The organism is Bradyrhizobium sp. B117 (genome assembly GCF_038969555.1).
In the GTDB taxonomy this organism is placed as follows: domain Bacteria; phylum Pseudomonadota; class Alphaproteobacteria; order Rhizobiales; family Xanthobacteraceae; genus Bradyrhizobium.
The window spans coordinates 5,345,358-5,372,332 of record NZ_CP152414.1 but is presented as its reverse complement, the minus strand read 5'-3'; the positions used below and the strand labels follow the sequence as shown (position 1 = coordinate 5,372,332).

Genomic DNA, 26,975 nt, shown 5'->3' with positions numbered 1-26,975 from the left:
CTGGGTCGATCCGATGAGCTTCCGCCCGTTCACGAGCGAGTCCTACGCGCAAGACGACCGCCCCGAAGCCTGGCGGGACGTGCTGGCGGCGGTCGGGCTGCAACCGGCGGGCAGCCATTCCTTTTATGACGGACACGCGACCGCCTCGCATCGTCACGCCGCCGGCGTCGCGCTGACGCGCATGGCCGCGGGCGCGCAGAGCGTCGCGCCGCTCGTGCAAGCGAATGAAGACCTTCCGATCGCGCTGATGCCGGTCGAGGACGGCATGGTGCTGAAGAGCGCTGGCGGCCATCGCATCGTTCCCGTCGGCCATCTCGTGCTGCTGCCGCGCAGCGGCGACTGGAGCATCGTGTTCCAGCGTGACATGCGCGCGGTCGTGCTGTCGGTGACCTCAGAAGCACTGCACGGACGGCTCTCGGGCAAGCCGCGGCTCGGCGAGCCCCGCGTCGTCTCGCCCAGCGGCTTTGCCGATGTGTTCTCACGCCTGTTGGACGCCACCGCGCGCACGCTCGACGCGTTAAGCGATGCCGAATGGAATTCGGTCGCGCAGTCCCTCGTCGATCTCCTGCTGACACTCGCGCATCAACTCGCGGCCTCGGCCTCCGACGCCGGATCGAGCGCGACCCAGGCTGCGCTGCTGCACCGGATCTGCCAGACCATCGAGCGCCGGCTCGACGATCCCGATCTGGTGCCGGCACGCGTGGCGCAGGCCGAGGGGATTTCCGAGCGGTACTTGCAAAAACTGTTCGAGACGGTTGGCGACAATTTTACCCACTATGTCCGCGAGCGCAGGCTCCAGCGGGCCTGGGCGGACCTGTCCAACCCGACCGAGGCCCATCGCTCGATCTCGGAGATCGCTTACGCTTACGGCTTTGGCGATTCCGCGCATTTCAGCCGAGCCTTTCGCCATCGTTTCGGCCTTCCGCCGCGCGAGTTCCGCCAGCAGGAGGCGGAGCGGGCGACCTCACAGCATGGCGCGGCGGGACAGCGCGGCTGGCCGCAGCAGGCGCTGGCACAATTGCGCGCGCATCAGAGCGTGGAGGCCCGAAGTAGCGTTGCGCGTCCCGGCACCGAAGAACGGACGACCACTGAGCGCAAGCACCACCATCTCCCGGTCGAGGCCAGCCGTGTTCATTGGGGTTATTTCAGCCGCTCGCTGCCGCCGCAGATCGAGATTGCTTCCGGCGATACCATCACCATCGAGACGCTGACGCAGCATGCCTCCGACGCTCCCGACATGATGATCGCAGGCGATGCCGGCGCCGAAAGCGTGTTCGGCTGGACCCGCGACAGGAAGAACGTCGATCGCCGCGGCGCCGGGCCAATGGATGCCAGCGTGTTCGGCCGCGGTGCCGGCGAGGGGTTTGGCGTGCACATCTGCACTGGGCCCGTTGCGGTGAAGGACGCCCAGCCCGGCGATGTGCTGGAGGTGCGTATCCTGGACATCGTACCGCGCGCGAGCCGCAATCCCGGCCACGCCGGTCGAGTGTTCGGCTCCTCCGTCGCGGCATGGTGGGGCTATCACTACAACGAGTTTCTCGGCGGCCCCAAGCCGCGCGAAGCCGTCACGATCTACGAGATATTCGACGACGCGAAAGCGCCGCACGCTCGCGCGCTCTATTCTTACCGCTGGGAACCGCAGACCGATCCGTTCGGCGTCGTCCACACCACCTACGACTATCCCGGCGTTCCCGTCATCTCGGGCACGATCAAGCGCCGACATGCCGTGCTCGACGGCATCCGCATTCCGCTGCGGCCGCATTTCGGCGTCATCGCGGTGGCGCCGCGCGAGGTCGATTTCGTCGATTCGGTGCCGCCGTCCTATTTCGGCGGCAATCTCGACAATTGGCGGCTGGGGAAGGGGGCGACCGTCTATCTTCCGGTCTCCGTGCCCGGCGCGCTGCTATCGGTCGGCGATCCCCACGCAGCTCAAGGCGACGGCGAACTCAGCGGTACCGCGATCGAATGCTCAATGACTGGCACCTTCGAGGTGATCCTGCACAAGAAGGCCGATCTCGCCGGTCAGCCCTATGCCGATCTCTCCTATCCCCTGATCGAGACCGCGACCGACTGGGTGCTGACCGGCTTCAGCCACCCCAACTACCTCGCCGAGTTCGGCGCGCAGGGGCAGAGCGAGGTTTACGCAAAATCCTCTCTCGACCTCGCCATGAAGGATGCCTTCCGCAAGATGCGGCGCTTCCTGATGAACGTCAAAGGGCTCAGCGAGGACGAGGCGATCGCGCTGATGTCGGCGGCCGTCGATTTCGGCGTCACGCAAGTCGTCGACGGCAATTGGGGCGTGCACGCTATCCTCAGCAAGCGTCTGTTTCAGGACGCGACTTAACAAGGACATCGCAGGTGAAATTCCACATGATCAGCGGCGGACCGAAGCCGGTCGCGCCCTTCAGCCACGCGGTGGAGACCGATGGCTTTGTCTTCGTCACCGGCCAGATGCCGGACACGCCGCAGACGCCGGGCGTGCTGCCCGACGGCATCGTCGCGCAGACCCGTGCGGTGATGGAGAATTTGAAGGTGGTTCTCGCCGGCCTCGATCTTGGCCTCGAGCACGTCGTGATGACGCGCATCTATCTGACGCGCTTCAAGGAAGACTACGCTGCGATGAACGAGACCTACCGCACGTTCTTCCCGTCAGATCGGCTGCCGGCCCGCACCTGCGTCGGCGTTACCGGCCTGGCCTATGATGCGCTGATCGAGATCGACCTGGTGTGCCGGCGGCCGTCGTAGCCGGATTCCGCTTCGCTCCATCCGCAAGTCCTGTGTTGCCCGACGAGCAAACACCCGTTGCTGCGCGTCCAGGAGGCGAGACGGGAACGACGGCACAAAGCGTTGCCGAACGCTCCCTGCATTTCGCCTCAAATTGCAACCCGCGCGTGCAAGAAGTCTTGATCGGCAGGGATCTAGGAGTGATCCCGCGCCCTTGAACGCCCCGATGGCGGCCAGCGACTAATCGACAGAGCGCATAAGGATCAGTGGAACGTGATTGCACCTCCTCTTCCTAAAGCACCAAAATGGTGCTTTAGTGCTTTCCATGAGCCCGTCGTCCCGAAACGCGCCGTCTGCGCTGCGTTACAGGCTTGCCCCTGACCCGGCCGCCAAGGCCGCCATTGAGGCGACATTCCAGGCCTATGACCGCATGATGGAGATCCTGGACGAAGTCGCCCGGACCCATAATGTCGGCTCCAACGTCGTGCTGCTGCACGCCCATGCCTATGAGCCGATCCGCAAAGAGACCGCGCTGCCCTCGCGGCTGGTGACGCTCGGCCTGCGCGACCGCGCCGATTATCGCGCCGCTCAGGGCCGGCGGCTGCCGCTCGACGACAAGCTCGCCAAGATCAAGGGGCCCGCCACCATTTCGATTTCGACCGTGCAAGGGCGCTTCAGCGTGCCCTTTGACTACGCCGGCTATGCCGAGGGCTGGGGCCAGAGCGTGCCCGCGCACCTGATCCGCACCGACGACGGTTTCGAAGTTCACTACGGCGTCACGCCGAACAGTCTGCCAGAGGAGGAGAACGCTATGGATACCATCGCTGCCGCCCCCGACAACTTCCTGTCCCGGGTCGGGCGCCTGATCGCCGGGATCGCTTACGACGCGATCGAGCAGGCGGAAGGCAAGAACAAGATCAAGGTGGTTGGACAGGCCATCCGCGAGATCGAGCGCGCCGAGAGCGAGGCGCGCGATGCGCTCGCCTCCGCACGCGCCGAGGAATACCGCCTCAACGCCCGCCGCACCGAGATCGAGCGCGAGATGACCGATCTCGCCGCCAAGATCGAGGGGGCGATCGCCGACAGCCGCGACGATCTCGCCCGCGCCGGCATCGCGCGGCAGATGGATCTGGAGGCGCAGTTCGAGGTGCTCTCCCGCGCCATCGACGAGAACAACGAGAAGATCGAGCAATGCGTGACCTCGCTGCGCGCGGTGCTGTCGGCGCTCCAGGATGCCGAGCAGCGCCGCGCCGACCTCGAAAAAAGCGAGGCGCACGCCAGCCACCAGGCTTCGGCGTCGCCGCGCAAATCCGGCGGCAGTTCCGCGGCGGCTAAGGCGCTGCGCGCGGGCAGGGCGGTGGCGCGGGCCACCGGCGTGCCCGCCAGCATCCCCTATTCGAGCGACATCGACGAGCTCAGTGCGCTCCATCGCGACAAGGAGATTGCAGCGAGGCTGGCGCGGCTGAAGTCGCGCTCTTGAGTGCCGTGTCATGAGCGCACTGCTCGAACACGTCATGGCGCCGGAGGTCAGGCCGTTCGCGGTTGCGGCGGCCATGATCCTTATCGTCGGCTCGATCGAAGTGGTCACGATGCTGGTCGGAGCCTCGCTGAGCGAGATGCTCGGCACCAGCATCGATTTCAGTCACCCCAGCGACAATGGCGTGATCAACGCGATCTCGTGGGTCAATGTCGGTGGCGTGCCGCTGCTGATCTTCCTGCTGCTGGCCCTCGGCGCCTTCTCCATCACCGGCTTCCTGATCCAGGACATCGCGCGGATGGTCGCCGGTCCCTTGCCGGCGACGGTCGCGTCAGTCGGCGCCGTGGTGGTGTCGGTGCCGCTGGTCCGCGCCGCCAGCGGTGCCATCGCGCGCCTCATTCCCAAGGATGAAAGCTATGCCGTCGGTCTCGGCGATCTCGTCGGCCGCGTTGGCGAGGTCGTCATCGGTCCGCTCGACCAGGGACCGCCCGGCCGCGTCAGCGTCGCCGACGTTCACGGCAACAGGCACTTCGTCTGGGCGGTTGCGGCGCCCGCATCGGGACCATTGCCGCAGGGGACCATGGTCCTGCTGGTCGATCGCGACGGCACCCGCTTCGTGGCGGTGAAGGCCGACGATGAACTCAAGCCGTCCAAATCCACTCTAAGCAGCTAGCAAGCAAGCTCATTAGCGGAGAAAGTCATGTTCGACATCGCAGTCCCGGCCATGATCGGCGTCGCGCTGATCGTCGTCCTCGGGATCGTCTTCACCATCCTCTACAAGCGGGCCACCCGCGACGAGGCGTTCGTGCGCACCGGCCTAGGTGGCAAGAAAGTCGTGCTCGACGGCGGCGCCATGATCCTGCCGATCTTCCACTCTTATGCCAGCGTCAATCTGAAGACGCTGCGGCTCACCGTCGAACGCAAGGAGCGGGAATCGCTGATCACCAAGGACCGCCTGCGCGTCGACATCGTCGCCGAATTCTACGTCCGCGTCCGTCCCGACGACGAGAGCATTGCGCTCGCCAGCCAGACCCTGGGTGCACTGACCAACGATGCCGAGGCGCTGCGCAACCAGGTCGAGGCAAAATTCGTCGACGGTCTGAGGTCGGTGGCAGCGACCATGACCATCCTGGAGCTCCAGGAAAAGCGCTCGGATTTCGTCAAGCACGTGCAGGCGACCGTTGAGTCCGACGTGAAATCGAACGGCCTCGAGCTGGAGTCGGTCTCACTGACCAAACTGGACCAGACCGACGTCAAGTTCTTCAACCCGGAAAACTTCTTCGACGCCGAAGGCCTGACCCAGCTCAAGACCATCACCGAGACCCGCCGCCGGGACCGCAACGCCATCGTGCGCGACAACGAGGTCGCGATCGCACAGAAGGACCTCGAGGCGCGGCAGCAGACCCTCGGCATCGAGCGGACCAAGAAGGAGGCCGAGCTGTCGCAGGAGCGCGACATCGCCAACAAGACCGCGAGCACCCGCGCCGAGGTCGCGACCGCGACGCAGACCGCGCGCCTGACCGAGGAGAATGCCCGCATCGACACCGACAGGGCGGTTGCCGAGAAGGAGGCGGGCGCCAAGCAGGTCAAGGAGACCGCGGTGATCGAGTCGGATCTGGCGATCAACAAGCGCAGGACCGATGCGCAGCGCGAGATCCAGATCGCCACGCAGGAGAACGAAATCCAGATCGCGGCCAAGAGCAAGCAGACCTCGGAGGCCGTGGCCGAGGCCAAGACGGCCGAAGCGGTGGCCGTCTCGGCGGAGGAAAAGGTGGTCACTGCGCGCGCGGTCGAGGTCGCCGATCGCGCCCGTCTCACCCAGGTGCTTGCCGCACGCACCGAGGCGGAACGCAAGTCGACCGAGGTGATCGTCGCGGCCGAAGCCGAGAAGAAGGCCGCGCTTGATCGCGCCGAGGCCACCAAGACGCTGGCGACGGCCGAAGCCGAGTCCAACAAGATCAAGGCGGTCGGTGTTCGCAACATCGGCGAAGCCGAGGCCGCCGTCATCACCATGAAGAACGAGGCGCAGAACAAGCTCGGCAACAATGTCATCGATTTCGAGATCGCCAAGAAGCGGATCGAGACCATGCCGTCGGCGCTGGCCGAGATGGTGAAGCCGATCGCCAACCTCAAGGACGTCCGCATCCTGCATACCGGCGGCGCCTTTGGCGGCAATGGTAGCGGCGTGGGCGGCGGCAGCGTCGGCTTCGGCGAAGGGCTTGCCGGCGAGTTGCTCAAGGTGCACGCGCTGCGGCCGATGATCGACGAGATCCTGCGCCAGAGCGGCTTTGCGCCGGGGGACGATCCCGTGAAAGCGCTGGTCGGCGCGGTCACCGGAAAGAGCAACGGCGCCGCGGTGCCGGCGCCCGCACCGGAGAAAACAAACAACGCCGATCTATGAATGCTCATTCATTGCTGCGGAGAATTCGAAAAGATATGAACCCCTTGCGCGTCTCGCGTCGCGCAACGTGCCGAAGTGCGGATCGATCGCGTGTTGAGCCTTTCGATCGCACTCCGGACGAATTTCCTGAGGCAACGCCATTGGTTGCCGCGGCGCCTGCGCCGATCGACGTAGGCACTGGAGCCTTTTTCGATCGGGGGATTTCATATGAAGCATTTTCTGTCTGGACTGATCGCCGCTGGTCTTATGCTTGCCGCCACGACGGCCTTCGCGGCCGACGCCCGCAACGTCACCGTCGTCAACGAGACCGGCTATGCCATCAAATTCCTGGGCTTCAATGCGCCGGACGATGGCCTGGACGAATGGGACAACGAGCTCGACAAGGTTTTGCAGAACCAGGCGAGCACCTATGTCGAGTTCGACGACGATGACGAGGGATGTGTCTGGAACATCCGCGTCGACTGGCAGAACTATGACGAGTCGGTGCTGTGGAAGAACGTCAATCTCTGCAAGTTCACCGCGTTGCGGCTGCGCTACGACCCCGGCACCAAGACGACCTCGTTCGTCGCCGAGTGACCTCGCATGCCGCGGAGGAGGGGCCCCCGGCGGCCCTTCCTCGGGCGCGTTGCGGATGACGACGAATTCGTCCTTTGCAAGCGCAAGCGGCTTTGTTATACGCACCCCGCGCGAACGACTGGTTCGCCCTTTTCCTCGGTAGCTCAGCGGTAGAGCATCCGACTGTTAATCGGATGGTCGCTGGTTCGAATCCAGCCCGGGGAGCCAAATTTCATCGCATTTGCAATAAGTTACATCCGCATCCTGATGCGGTGAGCGACATTGCTTCAGCGCTGTCTCAACACCGATCGCCTCGATCCGGCGCAGAATCGCTCAAGCTTTTGTGTGGACGCTCGCCGTCGCGCCACGGGGGCGGCGCCAAATCGACTCAATTCAAATCGAGTTTCCCAGGGCCGGACTCATACGGAGCTGATTCCCATGCCCGACATCCAGATCGACCGTGCCCACGTGGCCCCCTCGATTCTGCCGGCCGACCTTCCCGAGCTCAGCGACGATGAATGCCTTGCCCGTCTGGCGCATGCGGTCGAGACGCCCGATTCGGCCCGGCTCGACGAGGTCGCCGCGCTGATCGGCCGGCTCGCAGTCACGATCGAATAGTCCAGCGTCCGCTCATGCCGTGACTTGCGCAGCCCGCGGCTTGCCCGGGCGCACGGACGTGTTGCGTTTTCGCGGAGCCTGTTCCAAAGATGCCGCCAACTTCCGTCCGCGGCATCGTCCGCATTGCAGGGTCCGCAAATGTCCGGTTTCTCGACCGCGCGCCTCAAAATGGTCGATGGCCAGGTGCGCACCAATGACGTCACCGATCGCCGCGTCCTCGACGCCATGCTCACGGTTCCACGCGAAGCGTTCGTGCCGGCGGCGCGGCAGGCGTTGGCTTATCTCGACGTCGATCTCGACGTGAGCGAGGGTGACGCCAAGCGCTTCCTGATCAAGCCCGCGCTGACCGGCAAGCTGCTCCAGGCCGCCGAGATCGGCGAGGGCGACAACGTTCTGGTCGTCGGCTGCGCCACCGGATACCTCGCCGCGCTGGCCGCAAAGCTTGCCCGCCAGGTCACCGCGACGGAATGCGATTCGGCCCTGGCCGCGAAGGCCAAGGACGCCCTTTCTGGCTTCGCCAATGTCACCTGCAAGGCTGCGGCCTGCACCGAGGGTGATGCGTCTGCCGCTCCCTATGACGTCATCATCCTCAACGGTGCCACCGAAGTGACGCCGGAAGGGCTGCTCGAGCAGCTGAGGGAGGGGGGCCATCTGCTCGGCGTTTCGGCCCAGTCCAAGCCGCCGCGGGCCATGATCGTGACCCGTACCCACGGTGAATTCGGCCATCGGGCGCTGTTCGATGCCGCAGCCCCGGTGCTTCCCGGGCTGGAGCGGACCGCCAGCTTCGTCTTCTGACGGCCCAAGCGCGTTAAAATACCGTTCTGAATCAGAAGTGTGGCCGGGATGCTGCACGTGAAGAGTTTCCACCGGGAACTGCCTTGAGGTAGTTCCGTTGCGCCAATCCGCGTCCTATGTTGCGGCGGGGCAACGACTCCACTCGGTAGACGGTAACCCAGCTCGCGGGCACGAGTCGGGCGTTAAGATGAACGGAATTTTTGGGATGCATGGGGTGAAGCTCTTCACCGGAGCTGCGGTTTCGGTCCTGCTGCTGGCGCTCGCAGGGCCGGCGCCTGCCTTGGCGGACACGATCGAGGCCGCCTTGGTGCGCGCCTATCAGAACAATCCGCAGCTCAACGCACAACGCGCCCAGGTGCGCTCGACCGACGAAAACGTGCCGCAGGCCTTGTCGGGTTATCGCCCGAGGGTCGGGCTCAACCTCAGCACCGGTTATCAATATCAGGATACCCAGGCAGCGCAGAGGGGAGAGCCTTTCCATGGCGTCCTGCAGCCGAACAGCGCCAGCCTGACCGTCAACCAGACTCTCTACAACGGCAACCAGACCGCCAACAGGACGCGCGCGGCGGAGAGCCAGGTCTCGGGCTCGCGCGAGGCGTTGCGCGTGCTCGAGCAGTCGGTCCTGCTGCAGGCCGCCACGACTTACATGGACTACCTGCGTGACGCGGCAACGCTCGAGGTTCAGCGCAGCAACGTGCGTGTGCTCGAACAGACGCTCAAGCAAACGCGCGATCGCTTCAATGTCGGCGAAGTCACGCGCACAGACGTCGCGCAATCCGAAGCGCAGCTGGCTGCCGGCAGGACCCAGGCCCTGACTGCCGAATCGAATCTCACGACGACGCGCGCGAACTTCCGCCGCATCATCGGCAACGAACCGACGAATCTTGCCCCGGGCTCCCCGGTCGATCGTTTCCTGCCCTCGACAATCGCCTCGGCGGTCAATCTCAGCCTGGTGGAGAACCCCAACGTCACGGCCGCGATGTACGGCATCGACGTCAACTTTCTCCAGGTCAAGATCAACGAAGGCGCGCTGCTGCCCACGGTCACGCTTCAGGCTGCGGTCAGCACAGCCTACCAGCAGACCCTCCAGGTTTTCCGCACGAATACGGCTTCCGCCATCGCGACAGCGTCCGTGCCGATCTATCAGGGCGGCACGGAATATTCGCTGATCCGCCAGTCGAAAGAGAACCTGGCGCAGCAGCGCCTGAATCTTGAAACCACCCGCGATCAGACCCGCGCCAACGTCGTGCAGGCCTGGGGCCAGCTGGAAGCCGGCAAGGCGCAGGTGAAGTCCGCGCAGGCGCAGGTCACGGCGTCCGAGATCGCGCTGAACGGCGTGCGCGAAGAGGCAAAGGCCGGACAGCGCACCACGCTCGACGTGCTGAACGCGCAGCAAGCGCTGGTGAACGCGCGCGTTGCGCTCGTCACTGCCCAGCATGACCGCGTCGTGGCGTCCTATTCGGTGCTCAACGCCGTCGGCCGTCTGGCGCCGCAGGTCCTCGGCCTTTCGACCACGGTCTACGATCCGAGCGTTCACTACCAGCAGGTCCGCGACAGCTGGTCCGGCGTGCGCACGCCTGACGGACGCTGATTTCCCGTAAGCATCCGGTCGGCCTCGCAAACAATTGAGGCCGACCGGCGCTTTGCTTGCAATCATCAAAATCCCTGACATAGCCTTGCCAAGAAGATGCGGGTCGATTCGCCCCGCACCGATGTCGCGTGCGTAAGCTTGAGTGCCGAGGGCAGGGGCGCACCGTCGCACGTTGAGCCGTGAACTGGGGACAAGTCGGGCTCTCGCGACGAAAATGTCGGGGCGTTCGTCCGGAACCGGCCAATCCTGTCGTGCTTGGTGTAAAACAACGCATGCGAGGGCGTTGATGATGTGGAGTCGGAGATGACGCAGCCTGCAAAGGTCACAGAACCCTCGATGGAGGAGATTCTGGCCTCGATCCGGCGCATCATTGCCGACGATGAGGCGAAGCCGCCGCCCGCAGACGCTGCAAAGCCCGAGAAGGCCGCGGCACCCGCCACGCCGCCGAAGCCGCAGGCGATCAACGACATTCCGCCATCCAAGGTCGCGCCTGCAAAGCCTGCCGCTGAGAAGCCCGCGCCGCCGCCGGTTGCGAAGCCGGCTCCAGCGCCGCCGCCCCCCCCGCCCGCAGCGGATGCCGGACCGAACAGCCAGGACGATATCGACGCGCTGCTGGCGGGGCTCGATGCGGCGACGCCTGCGCCCGAGGTTCGTGCTCCGGAGCCGGAGCCGGAGCCGGAGCCCGAGCCTGAGCCCGACGTGCTCGAATTGACCGACGAGATGGCGGTTGAGGCGACACCGCCCCCACCACCGCCGAGCTTCCGCAAGGTCGAGCCGCGCGACGATCTCGAATTCGCCGAATCGCCGCCGCCGCGCCCGGCGCCTTCGCCGTCCTACGCGCCGGTGGATTTCGACGCGCAGCCGCTGCCGCCGCAGCAGCCGATCCTGGCGCAATCGACGGTCTCGGCGGTCGAGTCCGCCTTCAACTCCCTGGCCCACACGGTGCTGAGCAGCAATGCGCGGACACTGGAGGACCTGGTCAAGGAGATGCTGCGTCCGATGCTGAAATCCTGGCTCGATGACAATTTGCCGGGCCTCGTGGAACGCATCGTGAAGGCCGAAATCGAGCGGGTCTCGCGCGGCGGCCGGTAGCAGCCGGCCCGTAGCCCTCATAAAGCCCGGCTTGTGCGCCATGTTCGGCCTGCCGACGGCCTGGAAGCCCCGTTGCCGCCCGGCCTTCCCTGGACTTGTTTTCGTTGACTTGGCCCCCGCGCGCGGCTTTCTAGCAGCCCCATGATCGAGAAAAATTACCAGCCCGCCGATATCGAAGCCCGCATGTCCGTGGTGTGGGAGGACAGCCGAGCCTTCAAGGCCGGTCGCCCCGACCGCCGCGATGCCGTGCCCTTCACCATCGTGATCCCGCCGCCGAACGTGACGGGCTCGCTGCATATGGGCCATGCCCTCAACAACACGCTCCAGGACATCCTGTGCCGGTTCGAGCGCATGCGCGGCCGCGACGTGCTGTGGCAGCCCGGCACCGACCATGCCGGCATCGCCACCCAGATGGTGGTCGAGCGGCAGCTGATGGAGCGCCAGCAGCCCGGCCGCCGCGAGATGGGCCGCGAGAAGTTCCTTGAGCGGGTCTGGCAGTGGAAGGCCGAGAGCGGCGACACCATCATCAACCAGCTCAAGCGGCTCGGCGCTTCCTGCGACTGGTCGCGCGAGCGTTTCACCATGGACGAGGGCCTGTCGAAGGCCGTCGTCAAGGTGTTCGTCGAATTGCACCGCGACGGCCTGATCTACAAGGACAAGCGGCTGGTGAACTGGGACACCAAGCTGCTGACCGCGATCTCCGATCTCGAAGTGCAGCAGACCGAGGTGAAGGGCCACCTCTGGTATCTGCGCTATCCGATCGAGGGCAAGACGTTCAGCCCCGAGGATCCCTCGACCTTCATCGTCGTCGCCACGACACGTCCGGAGACCATGCTCGGCGACACCGGCGTGGCCGTGCATCCCGAGGATGAGCGCTATCAGAAGCTGATCGGCAAGAACGTCGTCCTGCCGCTGGTCGGGCGCAAGATCAAGATCGTCGCCGATGAGTATTCCGATCCGGAAAAGGGCTCGGGCGCGGTCAAGGTGACGCCGGCGCACGACTTCAACGATTTCGAGGTCGGCAATCGCCACGGCCTGCGCCGTATCAGCGTGCTCGACAAGGAAGGCTCCCTCGACCTCCTCGACAACGAGGATTATCTGAAGGGCCTGCCGGAAGGTGCCTCGCAGTTCGCCGAGGAGTTCAACAAGGTCGACCGCTTCGTCGCGCGCAAGCGCATCGTCGAGCGGCTGGAATCGTTCGGCTTCGTCGAGCGCATCGAGCCGCACACCCACATGGTCCCGCACGGCGATCGGTCCAACAGCGTGATCGAGCCGTATCTGACTGACCAGTGGTACGTCGACGCCAAGACGCTGGCAAAACCCGCGATCGCGGCGGTGCGTTCGGGCGAGACCTCGTTCGTGCCGAAGAACTGGGAAAAGACCTATTACGAGTGGATGGAGAACATCCAGCCCTGGTGCATCTCGCGCCAGCTCTGGTGGGGCCATCAGATCCCGGCCTGGTACGGGCCTGACGGCAAGGTGTTCGTCGCCGAGACCGAGGAGGAGGCCGTCAGCCACGCGCTCGGCTATTACGTCGAGCAGGAGGTCATCACGGCCGAGCAGGGCCGCGAGATGGCGCTCGACCGCAACAAGCGCGAAGGCTTCATCACGCGTGACGAGGATGTGCTCGACACCTGGTTCTCCTCGGCGCTGTGGCCGTTCTCGACGCTCGGCTGGCCCGAGGATGCACCGGAGGTGCAGCGCTACTATCCGACCAACGCGTTGGTGACCGGCTTCGACATCATCTTCTTCTGGGTCGCCCGGATGATGATGATGGGCCTTCACTTCATGAAGGAGATCCCGTTCTCGACCATCTACATCCACGCCCTCGTCCGCGACGAGAAGGGCGCCAAGATGTCGAAGTCGAAGGGCAACGTCATCGATCCCCTCAACCTGATCGACGAATATGGCGCGGACGCGCTGCGCTTTACGCTGGCGGCGATGGCGGCGCAGGGGCGCGACATCAAGCTCGCCACCAGCCGCGTCGAAGGCTATCGCAATTTTGCGACCAAGCTCTGGAACGCCTCGCGCTTTGCCGAGATGAACCATTGCGCCGTGCCCGAGGGCTTCGAGCCGGCCAAGGCGAAGGAAACGTTGAACCGCTGGATCGCGCATGAGAGCGCGCACACCACACGCGAGGTGACCGAGGCGATCGAGGCCTATCGCTTCAACGATGCCGCAGGCAGCATCTATCGCTTCGTCTGGAACGTCTATTGCGACTGGTATGTCGAGCTCGCAAAACCAGTGTTGCTTGGTCCGGACAGCCCCGCCAAGGACGAGACCCGCGCCATGGTGGCCTGGGCGCGCGACGAGATCCTGAAGCTGCTGCACCCCTTCATGCCCTTCATTACCGAAGAGCTTTGGGAGGTGACGGCCAAGCGCGACGGCTTGCTCGCATTGGCGCCGTGGCCGCTGAAGCCGGCCGCGCCGACACCGGAGCAGCTCGCGATGCTCGCCGCAGCGGCCGGGCCGACCGATCCGCTGATCTCGCCGGCCCTGGTCATGCCGATCTTCGACCATGCCGACTTCACCGACCCCAAGGCGGAAGCCGAGATCGGCTGGGTGATCGACCTCGTCACGCAGATCCGCTCGGTGCGCGCCGAGATGAACATCCCGCCGGCAACGCTGACTGCGCTGGTGCTCGCGGGCGCCTCGGCCGAGACCAGGGAACGCGCGCCGCGCTGGACCGACGTTATCAAGCGCATGGCACGCCTGTCGGACATCTCCTTCGCCGACCGCGCGCCTGATGGCGCGGTTCAGCTTCTCGTCCGCGGCGAAGTGGCCGCGCTGCCGCTCAAGGGCGTCATCGACGTCGCCGCCGAGCGCACGCGCCTCGACAAGGAGATCGGCAAGGCCGACGCCGACATCAAGCGCGCCGAGTCGAAGCTCGCGAACGAGAAGTTCGTCGCCAACGCCGCCGAGGAGGTCGTCGAGGAGGAACGCGAGAAGCGCGAGGCGGCGCTGGCCCGCAAGGCCAAGCTGCTGGAGGCGCTGGAGCGGCTGAAGCAGGCGACGTAGCCTCGCTGTCATTCCGGGATGGTCCGAAGGACCAGACCTCAGGTGCGCAATTGCGCACCGGGGAATCTCGAGATTCTCAGGTGCGCAAGCGCGCGCCGTAGTTCGATGCTACGCATCGCCTCGGAATGACGATGATCACTTCGGGAAGGGCTTGCTCAAAAACTTCGAGCCCCTGACGCCATAGCGCCAGGGCAGCTCGACCGCCTTGGTGATGCCGATCCGGATGCCGGTCGCGACCTCTACATCCTCCGTCCGCGCATGCAGCGCGATCGGCGGGCGGTCCAGCGGCAGGGTGTTGTGCGCGACGGTGATGCCGAGCGCCTCGGTCAGCTTGCCCGGGCCCGAGCACAGTGCGTGGACGTCCTGGAGATGGCGGCGGCGGCGCATCGCGGCGAGACCGTGGGTCGGCTCAAGCGCGCGGATCAGCACGGCGCTGGCCGAGCCTTCCTCCTCGCAGACGAAGTTGACGCACCAGTGGATGCCGTAGGAGCGGTACACATAGGCAAAGCCGGGCGGGCCGAACATCACCTGGTTCCGTGGCGTCGGGCCGTTGTAGGAGTGCGCTGCCGGCTCGGTATGATGATAGGCCTCGACCTCGACGATAATCCCGCCGACGCCGTCGACCAGCATGGTCGCGCCGATCAGGTCGGGCGCGACCTCGCGGACGTCGCGGTCGAAAAAGGCCCGCTTCAGCGGTTTGCCGAGCCGTGGGATAGAGGTCTTCGAGACTGGAGCCATTCGAGGTCAGAATCGCCAGAGAACAGAGCAGGATATTGCCCATATCTGCCATGTTCCCTGAAGCAGGGCGAGCCGGGTTGCGGCAGGCAGCCAGACCGACTAGGTAGGACCTGAACAGACCGGACAGCCCATGGTCGTTATTGTCGATACCATCTCGAACCCGTTGCGCCCACGTCACCCCGAAAAGGTGAATCGCCCTGATTCCGCTTCGCCGCCGAAGCCGGAGTGGATCCGCGTGCGCGCGCCCAACACCCGCGGCTATGCCGACACCCGCAACATCGTGCGGGCGAACGGCCTGCACACGGTGTGCGAGGAGGCGGGCTGCCCGAACATCGGCGAGTGCTGGGACAAGAAGCACGCGACCTTCATGATCATGGGTGACACCTGCACCCGGGCCTGCGCCTTCTGCAACGTCAAGACCGGGCTACCCAACGCGCTGGATGCGGCCGAGCCGCAGAACGTCGCCGAGGCCGTGGCCAAGCTCGGTCTCGCCCACGTCGTCATCACCTCGGTCGACCGCGACGATCTCACGGACGGCGGCGCCCAGCATTTCGCCGAGACCATTCGCGCGATTCGCGCCGCGTGCCCCTCGACCACGATCGAGATCCTGACGCCGGACTTCCTGCGCAAGGAGGGGGCGCTCGAGGTCGTCGTCGCGGCGAAGCCCGACGTCTTCAACCACAATCTCGAGACCGTGCCGTCGCGCTATCTCACGGTGCGGCCGGGCGCGCGCTATTTCCACTCGATCCGGCTGCTGCAACGGGTCAAGGAGCTCGATCCCACCATCTTCACCAAATCAGGCATCATGGTCGGCCTCGGCGAGGAGCGCCACGAGGTGCAGCAGGTGATGGACGATCTGCGCTCGGCCGACGTCGACTTCCTGACCATCGGGCAATATCTCCAGCCGACCCGCAAGCACCACGCCGTGATGCGCTACGTGCCGCCGGACGAGTTCGTGTCCTACGAGAAGGTCGCCTACACCAAGGGCTTCCTGATGGTGTCGGCGAGCCCGCTCACCCGCTCGTCCCATCACGCCGGCGAGGACTTTGCCAAACTAAAGGCCGCACGGGCAGCTAGCGCCCGCTGAACCGCCATGCCTAAATTTTCGAGCAAGCGCCGTGTCAATCACAGCGCGTCCGAGATGTTCGATCTGGTCGCCGACGTCGAGCGCTATCCGGAATTCGTGCCGCTGTGCAGCGCGCTGAAGGTGCGCCAGCGCATGGCCAAGCCCGATGGCACCGAGTTGCTGATTGCGGACATGACGGTGTCGTTCAAGCTGGTCAAGGAGTCCTTCACCAGCCGCGTTACGCTCGACCGCGCGAACTTGAAGATCCTGGTCGAATATCTGCAAGGCCCGTTCAGTAATCTGGAAAACCGCTGGACGTTCGAGCCCAAAGGCCAACAGGACGGCAAAGACGTCTGCGACGTCGGCTTCTTCCTTTCCTACGAATTCAAGAGCCGCATGCTGGCGATGCTGATGGGCTCGATGTTCGACGCGGCGTTTGCGCGGTTTTCGATGGCGTTCGAAAAGCGCGCCGACGCGATCTACGGCCGGCCGAAGCTGGCGTCGTCCTGATCAATCCACCGCCTTCACCACATCCGGCGGCTGCGAGGCGTAGTACGCCGCAGCCTGCTCGATCTCCTGCGGCGTCATGGCGCGGGCGATGTTGCGCATCTGCTGGCTGATGTCGTTGCGGCGCTCGCCGGAGGCGAAGGCCTGGAGCTGGGCCTTCATATAGGCCTCGGACTGTCCCTCGAGCCACGGGCTTCCGGTCTTGTTGTCGAGGCTGCCGTGGCAGGAGCCACAGGGCGCGATGCCGCGCATCGGCGCGCCGTAGATGACGATGTTCGGCTTCGGCAATTGCGGCGTCGGGTGATAGGCCGGCAGCCGCGGCAGGTACGCATAATAGTTCGAGAGATCGGCGATCTCCTGGTCCGTCAGATTGACGGCGAACGGCGACATCACGGCATTGGTGCGCGCGCCCGAGCGGAAATCGTGCAGCTCCTTGTAGATCACGGCCGCATACTGGCCGGCAAGGTTGGGCGAATCCGCGCGGCTGATGCCGGTCGGACCGTGACAAATGGCGCAGCGCTGCGCCAGCGTGGCGCCACGGCCGATCGCCTCCTGGCTCGGGCGCGCCAGCGTGTGCGAGGTCAGCACGACCTCCGACAGGCGCTTTGCCTGCTCGGGCGCTGCGACACTAGCCGAGCGCTGTGGGACGCCGGCAGCGCTGCAGATCGCATCCCAGACGTTGGCGAACTGCACCCAGGGCTGCGCGAAGGGCAGCACGATGAAGCCCACAATCGCCGTCACGACCAGAATCACGGCGGTGATGCCGACGCTTCTTGTGAAATGCCAGTTGCTGAAGGTGAAGAGGTCGCGCGCGCTCATCACTGCGCTCCCACATAGACGGCCGGCACCGACGTGCCCTCGGTCAGCGCTAGCGTCACGATCGGATAGCCGTAATTGGTGAGCGTGAGACCGATCATCAGTGCCACCCAGAGTGCGTAGGTGTTGAGCGCGACCGGCACGATGGTCGGCTGATGCACTGCCAGCGCAAAGCGATAGGGCCCCGCATCGGCCTGCGGCGCCCGCATGCCGCGCGCCAGGACCACCAGGAACAGAATGCCTGACGTGAGCAGGATGAAGCCGCCGATCGCGGAGAAGGTTACGGACAGCGCCTGCGGCGCGATCGCGGGGTCGCCGAAGTCGAAATAGGCCATGCGGCGCGGCATGCCGAGGATGCCGACCCAGTGCCACGGGAAGGTCGTCACGATCATGCCGATGAACCACAGCCAGAGTTGGGTGCGGATCAGGCGGACATCGATCAGCTCGCGGCCCGTAAGGTGCGGCCACAGATCATAGGCGATCGCGAAATACATGATCACGATGGCGCCGCCGAAGATCAGGTGGAAATGGCCCGTGATCCACTGCGTGTTGTGGATGGAGGCGTCGAGCTGATAGCTCATGTTGATGAGGCCGCCGGCGCCGCCAAAGCCGAGCATGACGAAGGAGAATGCCAGCGCCAGCAACATCGGATTGTCCCAGGGCAGGGCCCTGATCCAACCGAACATCCCGCGGCCGCCGCGCAGGCGCGCCGCGATCTCGATCGAGGCGCAGATCGTGAACACGGTCAGCAGCGTCGGAAGCGCGACCAGCGCCGTGAAGGCCGAATGGATGAACTTGAAGCCGGCGCCGACCTGCGGATCGGCGAAGGTGTGGTGCATGCCGATCGGCATCGCCACCACCAGGAATAGGATGAAGGAGATCCGCGCCATGGTGTCGGAATAGATCCGGCCGCCGATCGCGCGCGGCACGAGGGTGTAATAGGCGATGTAGGTCGGCACCAGCCAGAAATAGACGATAGCGTGCAGCGTCCAGGAGAAGAAGACGCGGGCGAGGCCGGCATCGATCGTGTTCTTCAGCCCCGCCGCGACCGGAATGATCTGGAGCAGCAGCTCGAGCGCAGCGCCGACCGCGGTCCAGGCCCACAAATAGGAGCCTGCGACATTGGCGAACATCGCCAGCGGCACCGGCGCGCCGGGATGGGCCTTGCGCCAGACGCGCAGGTTGATCGACATCAGCGCGACCCAGATCCAGGAGCCGACCACGACCAGCACGACGCCGAGATAGTAGAAGACGTTGCCGATCAGCGGCGGATAGAACGTGTAGAGCACCGAGGCGCGGCCAAGCGCGATCGGGATCACCGCCATGATGCTGCCGATGACGATCAGCCAGAAGCCGGTCCAGGCCCAGCGCACGCCAACGAGGCGCTGCTCCAGCGCGGATTCGCTGATGGCATAGCCAAACCCCATCGCGACCAGGGTCGGGAACACATAGCCCATCACCGTGCCGTGCGCGGTCAGCGAGCGGTAATAGAGCTCGGGGTTGGACAGCCAGGTGCCGATCGGGCTGCGGATGAACATCTGCCAGGCGCCGAGCGTGAGCGCGACGCCGAACACGCCGAAGGCCAGCCAGAAATGAGCGAGAATGAGCTTCCTATTGGCCAACACAGCTCAGCCTCCCGCCGCCCTTCGCACGATCAGCGAATTCGGTCTTGTCGATCACCCTGACCTTGCCCCACATGCCCTCGTGGCCGAAGGAGCAAAACTCCTGGCAGGGCATTAGATAGTCACCGGTCCTCGTAAAGCGCATCAGCTGCTCGGAGACGTAGCCCGGCACCAGCATGGTGTTGATGTTGGTGCCCTGGACCAGGATGCCGTGGACGACGTCGGCGCTGGTGGCGCGCAGCGTGATCGGCGTATCGACGGGGACCACGATGCAGGCCGGCGTGAAGGAATATTGCTGGCCGATCGCGCGCACGGTGACATTGCCATTGGCCTCCAGCACGCTGCCGAGATTGCTCTCGACGAATTCGCCGGACAGATGGATCCGCGAGGGATCGGTGGTCTCGACGCGCGGCTGTGGCATGGTCGCACGATGGATGCCGGCGAAGGCCGCCAGCAGCGCCATTGCCACGATGATGATCACCGCGATGGTGGCCCAGCGCCGCTCGACGCGGGCCGCGACCTCAGCGCTGGCGCTGCCGTTTTCATGGGTTTCTTCTGCACTCATTGCAGCGGCCCGCGCGGCAGGAACACGAACAGGTAGAAGGCGAGCCACATCGCGACGACGCAAGCGGTCGCGATGCCGGCAAGCACGATCGCACCGGAGGGGCCTTGCGCCACGACCTCCTCGACGGCCTGGTCGGCGGCGGCTGGGCTGGTCGGCGGATCGGAATTGATCATGACGTCTCTCAGTTCAGCGGTGCGGAGCGCAGCTCGTTGGCGTCGCGCGCCGAGACCGGCGTGCCGCGATTGCCCCAGGCGGTGCGGATGTAGGAGACGACGGCGGCCACCTCGTTGTCGGAGAGGAGCCCCGCGAAGGGCGGCATGCCGTACGGCATCGGGTTGCCTTTGGTGCCCGGCGGATAGCCGCCATTGAGCACCATGCGGATCGGGTTGACCGCCGACTGCATCTCGATCGACTGGTTGTTGGCGAGCGGCGGCCAGTGCGGCGGCTTGCCTTCGCCCTGCGTGCCGTGACAGCTCGCGCAGTTCTTGTCGTAGACGGTCTTGCCGAGGCTGATCAGCAGGCTGCTCTCGGTCGTCGGCAGCGCCGAGCTTGCCGGCGGCGACGAGGAGCCTTCCGCGATGCCCTTGAGGTAGACCGCCATCGCCCTGGTATCCTCGTCGCTCAGATATTGCAGGCTGTTGTGCACGACCTCGGCCATCGGCCCGTAGACCACGCCGCGCGCGGAGACGCCGGTCTGGAGCAGGTCAGTGATGTCCTTGATGCTCCAGTCGCCGAGCCCCGCTTCGCGGTTGGAGGTGAGTGAGGGCGCGTACCAGTTCTGCATCGGGATCAGGCCGCCCTTGAAGGCGTCCGATTGCGAGGTGCCGCCGAGCGCGTTGATCGGCGAATGGCACATGCTGCAATGGCCGAGGCCCTCGACGAGATAAGCGCCGCGATTCCATTCCGCCGATTTGGTCGGATCGGGCTTGAACTCGCCCTCGCGGAAGAACAGCGTGCGCCAGCCGAGGATGAGCTGGCGGTTGTCATAGGGAAAGCGCAGCTCGTGCTGCCGGTTCCTCTGATTCACCGGCGGGATCGAGCGCAAGTAAGCGAAGATCGCGTCGCTGTCGGCGCGCGTGACCTTGGTGTAGGACGCGAACGGCATCGCCGGATAGATCAGCCCGCCGTCCGGGAAGCGGCCGCTGTGCATGGTCTTGTAGAAATCGTCGGCGCTCCATTTGCCGATCCCGGTATCGGGGTCCGGCGTGATGTTGGAGGTGTAGAGCGTGCCGAACGGCGTCGGCATGGCGCGGCCGCCGGCGAACAGCTGTCCCTCAGGCGCGGTGTGGCAGGCGGTGCAATCGCCGGCACGGGCGAGATATTCGCCGCGCGCAATGATGTCGGTGCTCTTGTCCTGCGCCTGCGCGACTGTCGTGAGCGCGGCGAGGGCGAGGAATGCGATCGACAGTTTCGAGCCCATCATCCGCCTCGTCAGTTGGGCTGGCTGCCGCAGCCGAACGGCAGCGCGTAGGTGCCTTTCGGCACGGGAGCCGGATTGGCGGGTGCCGGCCGCGTCGCAAGCCAGGCTGCGACGGCGGTAACATCTGCTTCCGTCAGGTGTCCGGCGACGATCTGCATGCAGTCGGGGGACTTCGCCGTGCGCGTGCCGTAGCGCCAGGCGCCGAGCTGCGCGCTGACATAGGCGGCGCGCAGGCCGAGCAGGCCGGGGATGCCAGGCTGCATGCCGGTGAGGCCCGGGCCGTGACAGCTCACGCACGCCGGTATGTTGCGACCGGCATCTCCGCTGGTGGCCAGCAGCTCGCCCTGCGCCAGCACGTCCTTGCTGACCTCGCTCGGCACGGGCTGCGGCAGCGGCGGATGCTCGCCGGCAAAATATTCAGCCATCGCTTCGAGATACGGATCGGGCAGAAACTCCAACAGATAGTTCATCGGCGGGTATTTGCGCCGGCCGCTGCGGAAGGCGAGCAGCTGATTGTAGAGATAGCCGGCGGGCTTGCCGGCAAGGCGCGGGAAATAGACGTCGCTGGTGCCTTCGCCCTTGTTGCCGTGGCAGGGTGTGCACGCCTCCACCCGCGCCGCCATGGTATCCGGCGGCTGGTTGGTCGATTGTGCGGCCGCACCATCAATGGCGACCAAGGTGATGATCACGGCGGCCGAGGCCGCGGCGCGAGCGAACACTTTCGTCGCCCTCCATAATGTTGGTCCGGTTGATTCCGGATCACAACGTAGAACGGCATTATTGCGCCAATATTTTCCGGCGCAAGATCGGACGCGAGTGGTGACGTTTGGTCGCGTCGTTCCCATGCGCGATCCCGATCGAATTCAACAAAGTTTGCGTGCTTTTTGAAAACCGGACATAACGCCGTGACGATCGCGATACGCCTCTCCGACAGGGATGCGGCAGGTGGAAGACGCGACAATTCCGAAGTTCGGTAAAGCGGAATATTTTCCCGCGGCAATTGACCCGGCGCTGGTCTGTCTTGCCGGCTGGGCAACCCAAGTGCTTGTGCCGCCCGAGGCGCTTCGGTCCGGCACGCAACCCATGACTCAAACTCCGCCCCCCAGGGGCGACAAGTGCAGTTTGTGCCAAAACGCTTCGAGCTGACGGAACACCCCTTGCTGTCCGCGGCACACCTGATTCAGCAGCACTCCTCAATAGACTCAACCAGAATGCGAGATAGGCGCGGGGGCTTTTGTAGTTGGACCGAGGGACATGGCACGCTGGAAGCAATCGTGGAGTGAGCAGGATCTTAGCAGGCTGAAGACACTCGCAGGCACCAAGCCGATCACCGTGATCGCCAAGGAGCTCGGCCGGACCACAGGGACGGTGCTGGCGAAAGCGATCGAGCAGAAACTCCCCGTCATTCATCGGACCGAGCGCCGGTCGCGGGCAGCCTCGTAGCCGGATGGAGCCAACGGGCCGACGCAGCGCGCCGCCCGATGACAGGCTCCGCGCAATCCTGGCGGATCGGATTCTGCAGGAACTGCGCAACGACTCGCGCATCGACGATCAGGCCGCGCCTGCCGTCTCCGTCACCAAGGTCCTCGATGTCGCCAATCCCGCGGCGCCGATCCTGGAATTGACGGTCAGCGCGAGGGCGAAACCGTCGGAGGCCGACGCGGTCAAGCAGTGCGTGCTCGATCATGCGAGCGCGCTGCTTGCGGCGTGAGGTGCTTCAGCCTCTCGGTGACCGTGGCGACCTGCGCTTCACGGCATGGCGTCGCGGCGAGCGGGTCACACGCGGCCGCAGGCGGCTTGCGGCGGCGCGTTGCGGCTTGGCCTGGACCTGCGGGCCGCGAGCGAGATCCATCAGCATGCGTAGCGCCTCGACCACCGAGCGCTGCCGCACAGCGCTACGGCCGATCGCGCCAAAACGATGCTCGCGGTGGATGATGCGGCCGTCGCGGGCGGCGGCGGCAAAGTGCACGAGGCCGACCGGCTTGCCGGGCGTAGCGCCACCTGGGCCGGCAATGCCGGTGATGGCGACCGCGAGATCGACGTCGGCGCGCTCCAGTGCGCCGACCGCCATCGCGGTCGCGGTCTCCTTGCTGACGGCACCGAAATTCGTCAGCGTGCCGGCTTCCACACCCAGCATCGCGCGCTTGGCGTCGTTGGAATAGGTGACGAAGCCGCGGTCGATCACATCCGAGGAGCCGGGAATGTCGGTCAGCGCGCCGGCGACGAGGCCGCCGGTGCAGGATTCGGCGGTCGCGATCGTCAGCTTGCGCATCCGGCAGAGGTCGAGCAGCGAGCGGGAGAGGGCGCGTGCGTCGCTGCCGGCCATGGCCTAGATGCTCCAGGGCAGGCGGATGGTGGCGCTCGCGGTGGCCGCGATGCCTTCCTCACGGCCGGTGAAGCCGAGCCGCTCGCTGGTGGTCGCCTTCACCGCGACGCGCGAGATGTCGACGCCCGAGATCTCCGCGATGCGCGCGCGCATGGTGTCGCGAAGCGGACCGATCTTCGGTCGCTCGCAGATCATGGTGACCTCGAGATTGGCGACGCGGCCGCCGCGCGCCGTAACGCGCTCGATGGCGTATTTCAGGAACTGGTCGGAGGAGGCGCCCTTCCACTTCGCATCGCTCGGCGGAAAGTGCGAGCCGATGTCGCCGTCGGCGAGCGCGCCGAGGATGGCATCCACCAGCGCATGCAGGCCGACATCGCCGTCGGAATGCGCCAGAAAGCCCTTGCTGTGCGGCACGCGCACGCCGCACAGCATGACGTGGTCGCCTTCGCCGAAGGCATGCACGTCGTAGCCGGTGCCGGTCCTGATGTCGCCGAGCAGGCTGGCCAGGCGCGCTTCCTCGCGCACGAAATCCTCGGGGGTGGTGAGCTTCATATTGGCAACATCGCCTTCAAAGGTTGCAACCGTCAATCCCGCCCATTCGGCAATCGCGGCATCGTCGGTGAAATCGCTGCGTCCGTCCTTTGCCGCGCGACGATGCGCTTCGAGGATGACATCGAAACGAAAGGATTGCGGCGTCTGCGCGATTCGCAAGGCTGAGCGGTCCGGCGTGTCCTCGACATCGCCGCTCGCGCCGGTGAGCTTGATGGTGTCGGTGACGGGAACGACGGGGATCGCAGCGCCGGTGCGGCTCGCCGCCTCGATCGCGCGCGAGATCACGCCTGCCGAGACGAAGGGCCGCGCGGCGTCGTGGATCAGGACGATGTCAGGCTCGTGCTTCGCCAGCGCTTCGAGACCTGCGAGCACCGAGGCCTGCCGCGTCGCGCCGCCATTGGTCGGCGGCTCATGCCTGAGACCTGCGACCGCTGCCGTGAACATGGCGCTGTCATCGGGGTTCACGACGGGCTGCACCACGAACACATCGGGGTGGCGGCTGAAGGCTTCCATGGCGCGATGAATCACCGGCACGCCGCCGATCGTCCGATACTGCTTCGGCCCGCCGGCGCCTGCGCGCAGGCCGCGTCCGGCCGCGACGAGGACGACTGCGGTGCGCTGTGATTTCGCCATAGGACTCAAATACTCAGTTGCTAATGAATGGAGTCGGGAAGGGTGATTGTTGGAATGCCTCTAGCACGGCAGGCCCGCAATAAAAGGGGGTTTCCCGGATTGTGGGAAACAGCATTTTGCTGCACTGCACTTGAAAGATTTGCAGAACTGTCTAAACTGTAGGCATGACGCTTGACTGCACAAGAATTGTGCGCAAGATAGGTCGTGGCAGGTGCGATGAGGCCCTGCCAAGTCAACGAGACCCCAGTGACCGGCTCGGCAGTATCAGGCTCTAAGCCGTTGAAAATAGGCGATATCGATGTCGCCACCCCGGTCTTCCTGGCGCCGATGTCGGGGGTAACCGACTCGCCCGTCCGCAAGCTGACCGCCGAGCTGGGGGCAGGGCTCGTCGTCTCCGAAATGACGGCCAGCGATGAGCTCGCGAATGGCCACCGGATGTCCCGTTTGCGCTGCGAAGCGACCGGAATCGGCCCGCATGTGGTCCAGCTCGCCGGCTGCGAGGCGCATTGGATGGCGGAAGGCGCCCGCATCGCCGAAGCCGAAGGCGCCGACATCATCGACATCAACATGGGCTGCCCGGCCCGTCACGTCACCGGCGGCCAGTCCGGCTCGGCCCTGATGCGCGACCTCGACCATGCCGTTAGCCTGATCGAGGCAACCATCGCCGCGGTGAAGGTGCCGGTGACGCTGAAGATGCGGCTCGGCTGGGACGACCGCACCCGGAACGCGCCTGAGCTGGCGCGCCGCGCGGAGGCCGCCGGCGTCAAGCTCGTCACCGTGCATGGCCGCACCCGCTGCCAGTTCTACAAGGGCGAGGCCGATTGGGATGCGATCCGCGCCGTGCGCGAGGCCATCTCCATTCCGCTCGTCGTCAATGGCGACATCACGACCTACGAGACAGCGCTGGCCGCGCTCGAGGCCTCCGGCGCCGATGCCGTGATGATCGGCCGCGGCGCGCAAGGGCAGCCCTGGCTGCCCGGCCAGATCGGCCGCCGCCTGAAGGGCGGCCCGGCCGAAGCCACGCCGTCGCTCGCAACGCAGCTGCATTACGTCCGCACCCTCTATGAAGGCGTCTGCGCGCTCTACGGTCTGCGCATCGGCCTCAGGCACGCACGCAAACATCTCGGCTGGGCGCTCGATGTCGCAGCGCAAGCGAGCCGCGCGCCGGCGGAGAAACTGAAGGCCTGGCGCCAGACAATCCTCACCTCCGAGGATCCGCGCCTCGTCCACCAGTCGCTGCAGGATGCCTTCGACGACTTCGCATGGAGCGCTGCTGCATGAGCTCAGCCGCTGAACATCGCCGGCCGCCGTCCGACAGCGACGCGATCCTCGATGCCTTGCCCAACCCCGTGCTGCTGATCGGGCCGGACGGCAAGATCGTCGGCGCCAATATCGCGACCGAGGCCTTCTTCGAGATCTCGACGCAGTTCCTGAGGCGGCAGTCGCTGAAAGAGCTGGTGCCGTTCGGCAGTCCCTTGCTGGCGCTGATCGACCAGGTGCGCTCCTCGAACTCGCCGGTCAACGAATACAAGGTGGATCTCGGCACGCCGCGCATGGGCGGCGGCGACCGCCAGGTCGACTTGCATGTCGCCCCGCTGACGGAGCGGCCCGGCCATATCGTGGTGATGCTCCAGGAGCGCACCATCGCCGACAAGATGGATCGCCAGCTCACCCACCGCAGCGCCGCGCGCTCGGTGATAGCGCTAGCAGCCATGCTCGCGCATGAGATCAAGAATCCGCTCTCGGGCATCCGCGGCGCGGCGCAGCTGCTGGAGCAGCAGGCCTCGTCCGAGGACCGCATGTTGACGCGGCTGATCTGCGACGAAGCCGACCGCATCGTGACGCTGGTCGACCGCATGGAGGTGTTCGGCGACGAGCGCCCCGTGGTGCGCGGGCCCGTCAACATCCATTCCGTGCTCGACCACGTGAAGCGGCTGGCGCAGTCGGGCTTTGCCCGCAACATCCGCTTCATCGAGGATTACGATCCCTCTCTGCCGCCGGTGCTGGCGAACCAGGACCAGCTGATCCAGGTGTTCCTCAACCTGGTGAAGAACGCCGCCGAAGCCCTGATCGACGTGCCCGACGCCGAGATCCAGCTCACCACCGCATTCCGCCCCGGCGTGCGCCTGTCAGTCCCCGGTCAAAAATCCCGGGTATCCCTGCCGCTCGAATTCTGCGTGAGGGACAATGGACCAGGCGTGCCGGACGATCTTCTGCCCAACCTGTTCGACCCCTTCGTGACCACCAAGCAGACCGGCTCGGGCCTTGGCCTGGCGCTGGTCGCGAAGATCGTCGGCGATCACGGGGGCATCATCGAATGCGAATCTCAGCCGCGCAAAACCACCTTCCGCGTGCTGATGCCGATGTATTCCACATCGGTGAAACATGCCGATCACAGCAGTCGCGACGGCTCTGCCGGGAAGTCGTCGTCTGCGTCACAGGGGGCAAAATGAGGATTA

The 26,975-nt window shown here is 65.4% G+C and carries 26 protein-coding genes and 1 tRNA gene; 18 read left to right on the top strand and 9 right to left on the bottom strand.

The window, feature by feature from the left end; all coding sequences use genetic code 11:
* Nucleotides 1-13: 13 nt before the first annotated feature.
* The 12 genes from AAFG16_RS26325 to AAFG16_RS26270 all read left to right on the top strand — a co-directional run bounded on the left by AAFG16_RS26325 (nt 14) and on the right by AAFG16_RS26270 (nt 14,271).
* A complete protein-coding gene (locus tag AAFG16_RS26325; protein WP_342740974.1) occupies nt 14-2,344 on the top strand; it encodes an acetamidase/formamidase family protein in 2,331 nt (776 codons plus the stop codon).
* 14 nt (nt 2,345-2,358) lie between these two features.
* The gene (locus AAFG16_RS26320) at nt 2,359-2,745 is read left to right on the top strand and encodes a RidA family protein (RefSeq protein WP_283079294.1); all 387 of its coding nucleotides are present in this window, start codon (nt 2,359-2,361) and stop codon (nt 2,743-2,745) included.
* A gap of 295 nt (nt 2,746-3,040) precedes the next feature.
* Complete coding sequence (locus AAFG16_RS26315; protein ID WP_342730002.1) at nt 3,041-4,204, top strand: PspA/IM30 family protein; 1,164 nt, start codon at nt 3,041-3,043, stop codon at nt 4,202-4,204.
* 10 nt (nt 4,205-4,214) lie between these two features.
* Nucleotides 4,215-4,874, top strand: coding sequence for an OB-fold-containig protein (locus AAFG16_RS26310; RefSeq protein ID WP_283079292.1), 660 nt, complete (start codon nt 4,215-4,217; stop codon nt 4,872-4,874).
* Between the two features lie 27 nt (nt 4,875-4,901).
* The gene (locus AAFG16_RS26305) at nt 4,902-6,602 is read left to right on the top strand and encodes a flotillin domain-containing protein (protein ID WP_283079291.1); all 1,701 of its coding nucleotides are present in this window, start codon (nt 4,902-4,904) and stop codon (nt 6,600-6,602) included.
* 207 nt (nt 6,603-6,809) lie between these two features.
* Nucleotides 6,810-7,178 carry a hypothetical protein gene (locus AAFG16_RS26300; RefSeq protein ID WP_283079290.1) on the top strand — a complete coding sequence of 123 codons (369 nt, stop codon included), beginning with the start codon at nt 6,810-6,812 and terminating at the stop codon, nt 7,176-7,178.
* Nucleotides 7,179-7,310: 132 nt separating this feature from the next.
* Nucleotides 7,311-7,385 (top strand) — tRNA-Asn (locus AAFG16_RS26295).
* Between the two features lie 210 nt (nt 7,386-7,595).
* A complete protein-coding gene (locus tag AAFG16_RS26290) occupies nt 7,596-7,775 on the top strand; it encodes a hypothetical protein (RefSeq protein WP_342729998.1) in 180 nt (59 codons plus the stop codon).
* A gap of 138 nt (nt 7,776-7,913) precedes the next feature.
* Nucleotides 7,914-8,570 (top strand): methyltransferase domain-containing protein, encoded by a 657-nt coding sequence (locus AAFG16_RS26285; RefSeq protein WP_342729996.1) that lies wholly within the window; start codon nt 7,914-7,916, stop codon nt 8,568-8,570.
* Between the two features lie 205 nt (nt 8,571-8,775).
* Nucleotides 8,776-10,161 carry a TolC family outer membrane protein gene (locus AAFG16_RS26280; protein WP_283086974.1) on the top strand — a complete coding sequence of 462 codons (1,386 nt, stop codon included), beginning with the start codon at nt 8,776-8,778 and terminating at the stop codon, nt 10,159-10,161.
* Between the two features lie 303 nt (nt 10,162-10,464).
* On the top strand, nt 10,465-11,253 hold the full coding sequence (locus AAFG16_RS26275; protein WP_342729994.1) for a DUF2497 domain-containing protein: 789 nt from the start codon (nt 10,465-10,467) through the stop codon (nt 11,251-11,253).
* Between the two features lie 141 nt (nt 11,254-11,394).
* Nucleotides 11,395-14,271, top strand: a complete 2,877-nt coding sequence (locus AAFG16_RS26270; protein ID WP_342729992.1) for a valine--tRNA ligase — start codon at nt 11,395-11,397, stop codon at nt 14,269-14,271.
* Between the two features lie 135 nt (nt 14,272-14,406).
* On the opposite strand, the gene AAFG16_RS26265 is transcribed toward AAFG16_RS26270, so the two are convergent.
* Nucleotides 14,407-15,009 (bottom strand): DNA-3-methyladenine glycosylase, encoded by a 603-nt coding sequence (locus tag AAFG16_RS26265; protein WP_342729990.1) that lies wholly within the window; start codon nt 15,007-15,009, stop codon nt 14,407-14,409.
* Nucleotides 15,010-15,139: 130 nt separating this feature from the next.
* Here AAFG16_RS26265 and lipA point away from each other — a divergent pair, with 130 nt between their 5' ends.
* Both lipA and AAFG16_RS26255 read left to right on the top strand, forming a co-directional pair.
* Complete coding sequence (gene lipA, locus AAFG16_RS26260) at nt 15,140-16,096, top strand: lipoyl synthase (RefSeq protein WP_342729988.1); 957 nt, start codon at nt 15,140-15,142, stop codon at nt 16,094-16,096.
* A gap of 6 nt (nt 16,097-16,102) precedes the next feature.
* Nucleotides 16,103-16,585 carry an SRPBCC family protein gene (locus AAFG16_RS26255; protein ID WP_283079283.1) on the top strand — a complete coding sequence of 161 codons (483 nt, stop codon included), beginning with the start codon at nt 16,103-16,105 and terminating at the stop codon, nt 16,583-16,585.
* Here AAFG16_RS26255 and AAFG16_RS26250 read toward each other — a convergent pair whose 3' ends face one another.
* The 6 genes from AAFG16_RS26250 to AAFG16_RS26225 are packed head-to-tail and all read right to left on the bottom strand — an operon-like array spanning nt 16,586 to nt 21,724.
* A complete protein-coding gene (locus AAFG16_RS26250) occupies nt 16,586-17,401 on the bottom strand; it encodes a c-type cytochrome (RefSeq protein WP_283079282.1) in 816 nt (271 codons plus the stop codon).
* A complete protein-coding gene (locus tag AAFG16_RS26245) occupies nt 17,401-19,023 on the bottom strand; it encodes a b(o/a)3-type cytochrome-c oxidase subunit 1 (protein ID WP_342729984.1) in 1,623 nt (540 codons plus the stop codon). Before AAFG16_RS26245 ends, AAFG16_RS26250 begins: the two co-directional genes overlap by 1 nt.
* Nucleotides 19,010-19,585 (bottom strand): cytochrome C oxidase subunit II, encoded by a 576-nt coding sequence (locus AAFG16_RS26240; RefSeq protein ID WP_342729982.1) that lies wholly within the window; start codon nt 19,583-19,585, stop codon nt 19,010-19,012. Before AAFG16_RS26240 ends, AAFG16_RS26245 begins: the two co-directional genes overlap by 14 nt.
* Nucleotides 19,582-19,758 carry a hypothetical protein gene (locus tag AAFG16_RS26235; protein ID WP_018641890.1) on the bottom strand — a complete coding sequence of 59 codons (177 nt, stop codon included), beginning with the start codon at nt 19,756-19,758 and terminating at the stop codon, nt 19,582-19,584. Before AAFG16_RS26235 ends, AAFG16_RS26240 begins: the two co-directional genes overlap by 4 nt.
* Nucleotides 19,759-19,766: 8 nt before the next feature.
* Nucleotides 19,767-21,005 carry a cytochrome c gene (locus AAFG16_RS26230; RefSeq protein WP_283086973.1) on the bottom strand — a complete coding sequence of 413 codons (1,239 nt, stop codon included), beginning with the start codon at nt 21,003-21,005 and terminating at the stop codon, nt 19,767-19,769.
* A gap of 11 nt (nt 21,006-21,016) precedes the next feature.
* Nucleotides 21,017-21,724, bottom strand: coding sequence for a c-type cytochrome (locus AAFG16_RS26225; protein WP_283079279.1), 708 nt, complete (start codon nt 21,722-21,724; stop codon nt 21,017-21,019).
* 535 nt (nt 21,725-22,259) lie between these two features.
* Here AAFG16_RS26225 and AAFG16_RS26220 point away from each other — a divergent pair.
* Complete coding sequence (locus tag AAFG16_RS26220; RefSeq protein ID WP_283079278.1) at nt 22,260-22,448, top strand: hypothetical protein; 189 nt, start codon at nt 22,260-22,262, stop codon at nt 22,446-22,448.
* 4 nt (nt 22,449-22,452) lie between these two features.
* On the top strand, nt 22,453-22,716 hold the full coding sequence (locus AAFG16_RS26215; protein WP_342729976.1) for a hypothetical protein: 264 nt from the start codon (nt 22,453-22,455) through the stop codon (nt 22,714-22,716).
* Nucleotides 22,717-22,722: 6 nt separating this feature from the next.
* Here AAFG16_RS26215 and AAFG16_RS26210 read toward each other — a convergent pair whose 3' ends face one another.
* Together AAFG16_RS26210 and AAFG16_RS26205 are read right to left on the bottom strand one after the other, a co-directional pair.
* Complete coding sequence (locus AAFG16_RS26210) at nt 22,723-23,331, bottom strand: CinA family protein (protein ID WP_283079276.1); 609 nt, start codon at nt 23,329-23,331, stop codon at nt 22,723-22,725.
* Between the two features lie 3 nt (nt 23,332-23,334).
* Nucleotides 23,335-24,516 (bottom strand): bifunctional 2-C-methyl-D-erythritol 4-phosphate cytidylyltransferase/2-C-methyl-D-erythritol 2,4-cyclodiphosphate synthase, encoded by a 1,182-nt coding sequence (locus AAFG16_RS26205; RefSeq protein ID WP_342729974.1) that lies wholly within the window; start codon nt 24,514-24,516, stop codon nt 23,335-23,337.
* A gap of 279 nt (nt 24,517-24,795) precedes the next feature.
* Here AAFG16_RS26205 and dusB point away from each other — a divergent pair, with 279 nt between their 5' ends.
* Nucleotides 24,796-25,797, top strand: a complete 1,002-nt coding sequence (dusB, locus tag AAFG16_RS26200) for a tRNA dihydrouridine synthase DusB (protein ID WP_342740973.1) — start codon at nt 24,796-24,798, stop codon at nt 25,795-25,797.
* On the top strand, nt 25,794-26,969 hold the full coding sequence (locus AAFG16_RS26195; RefSeq protein ID WP_283079274.1) for a nitrogen regulation protein NR(II): 1,176 nt from the start codon (nt 25,794-25,796) through the stop codon (nt 26,967-26,969). Before dusB ends, AAFG16_RS26195 begins: the two co-directional genes overlap by 4 nt.
* Nucleotides 26,970-26,975 lie beyond the last annotated feature (6 nt).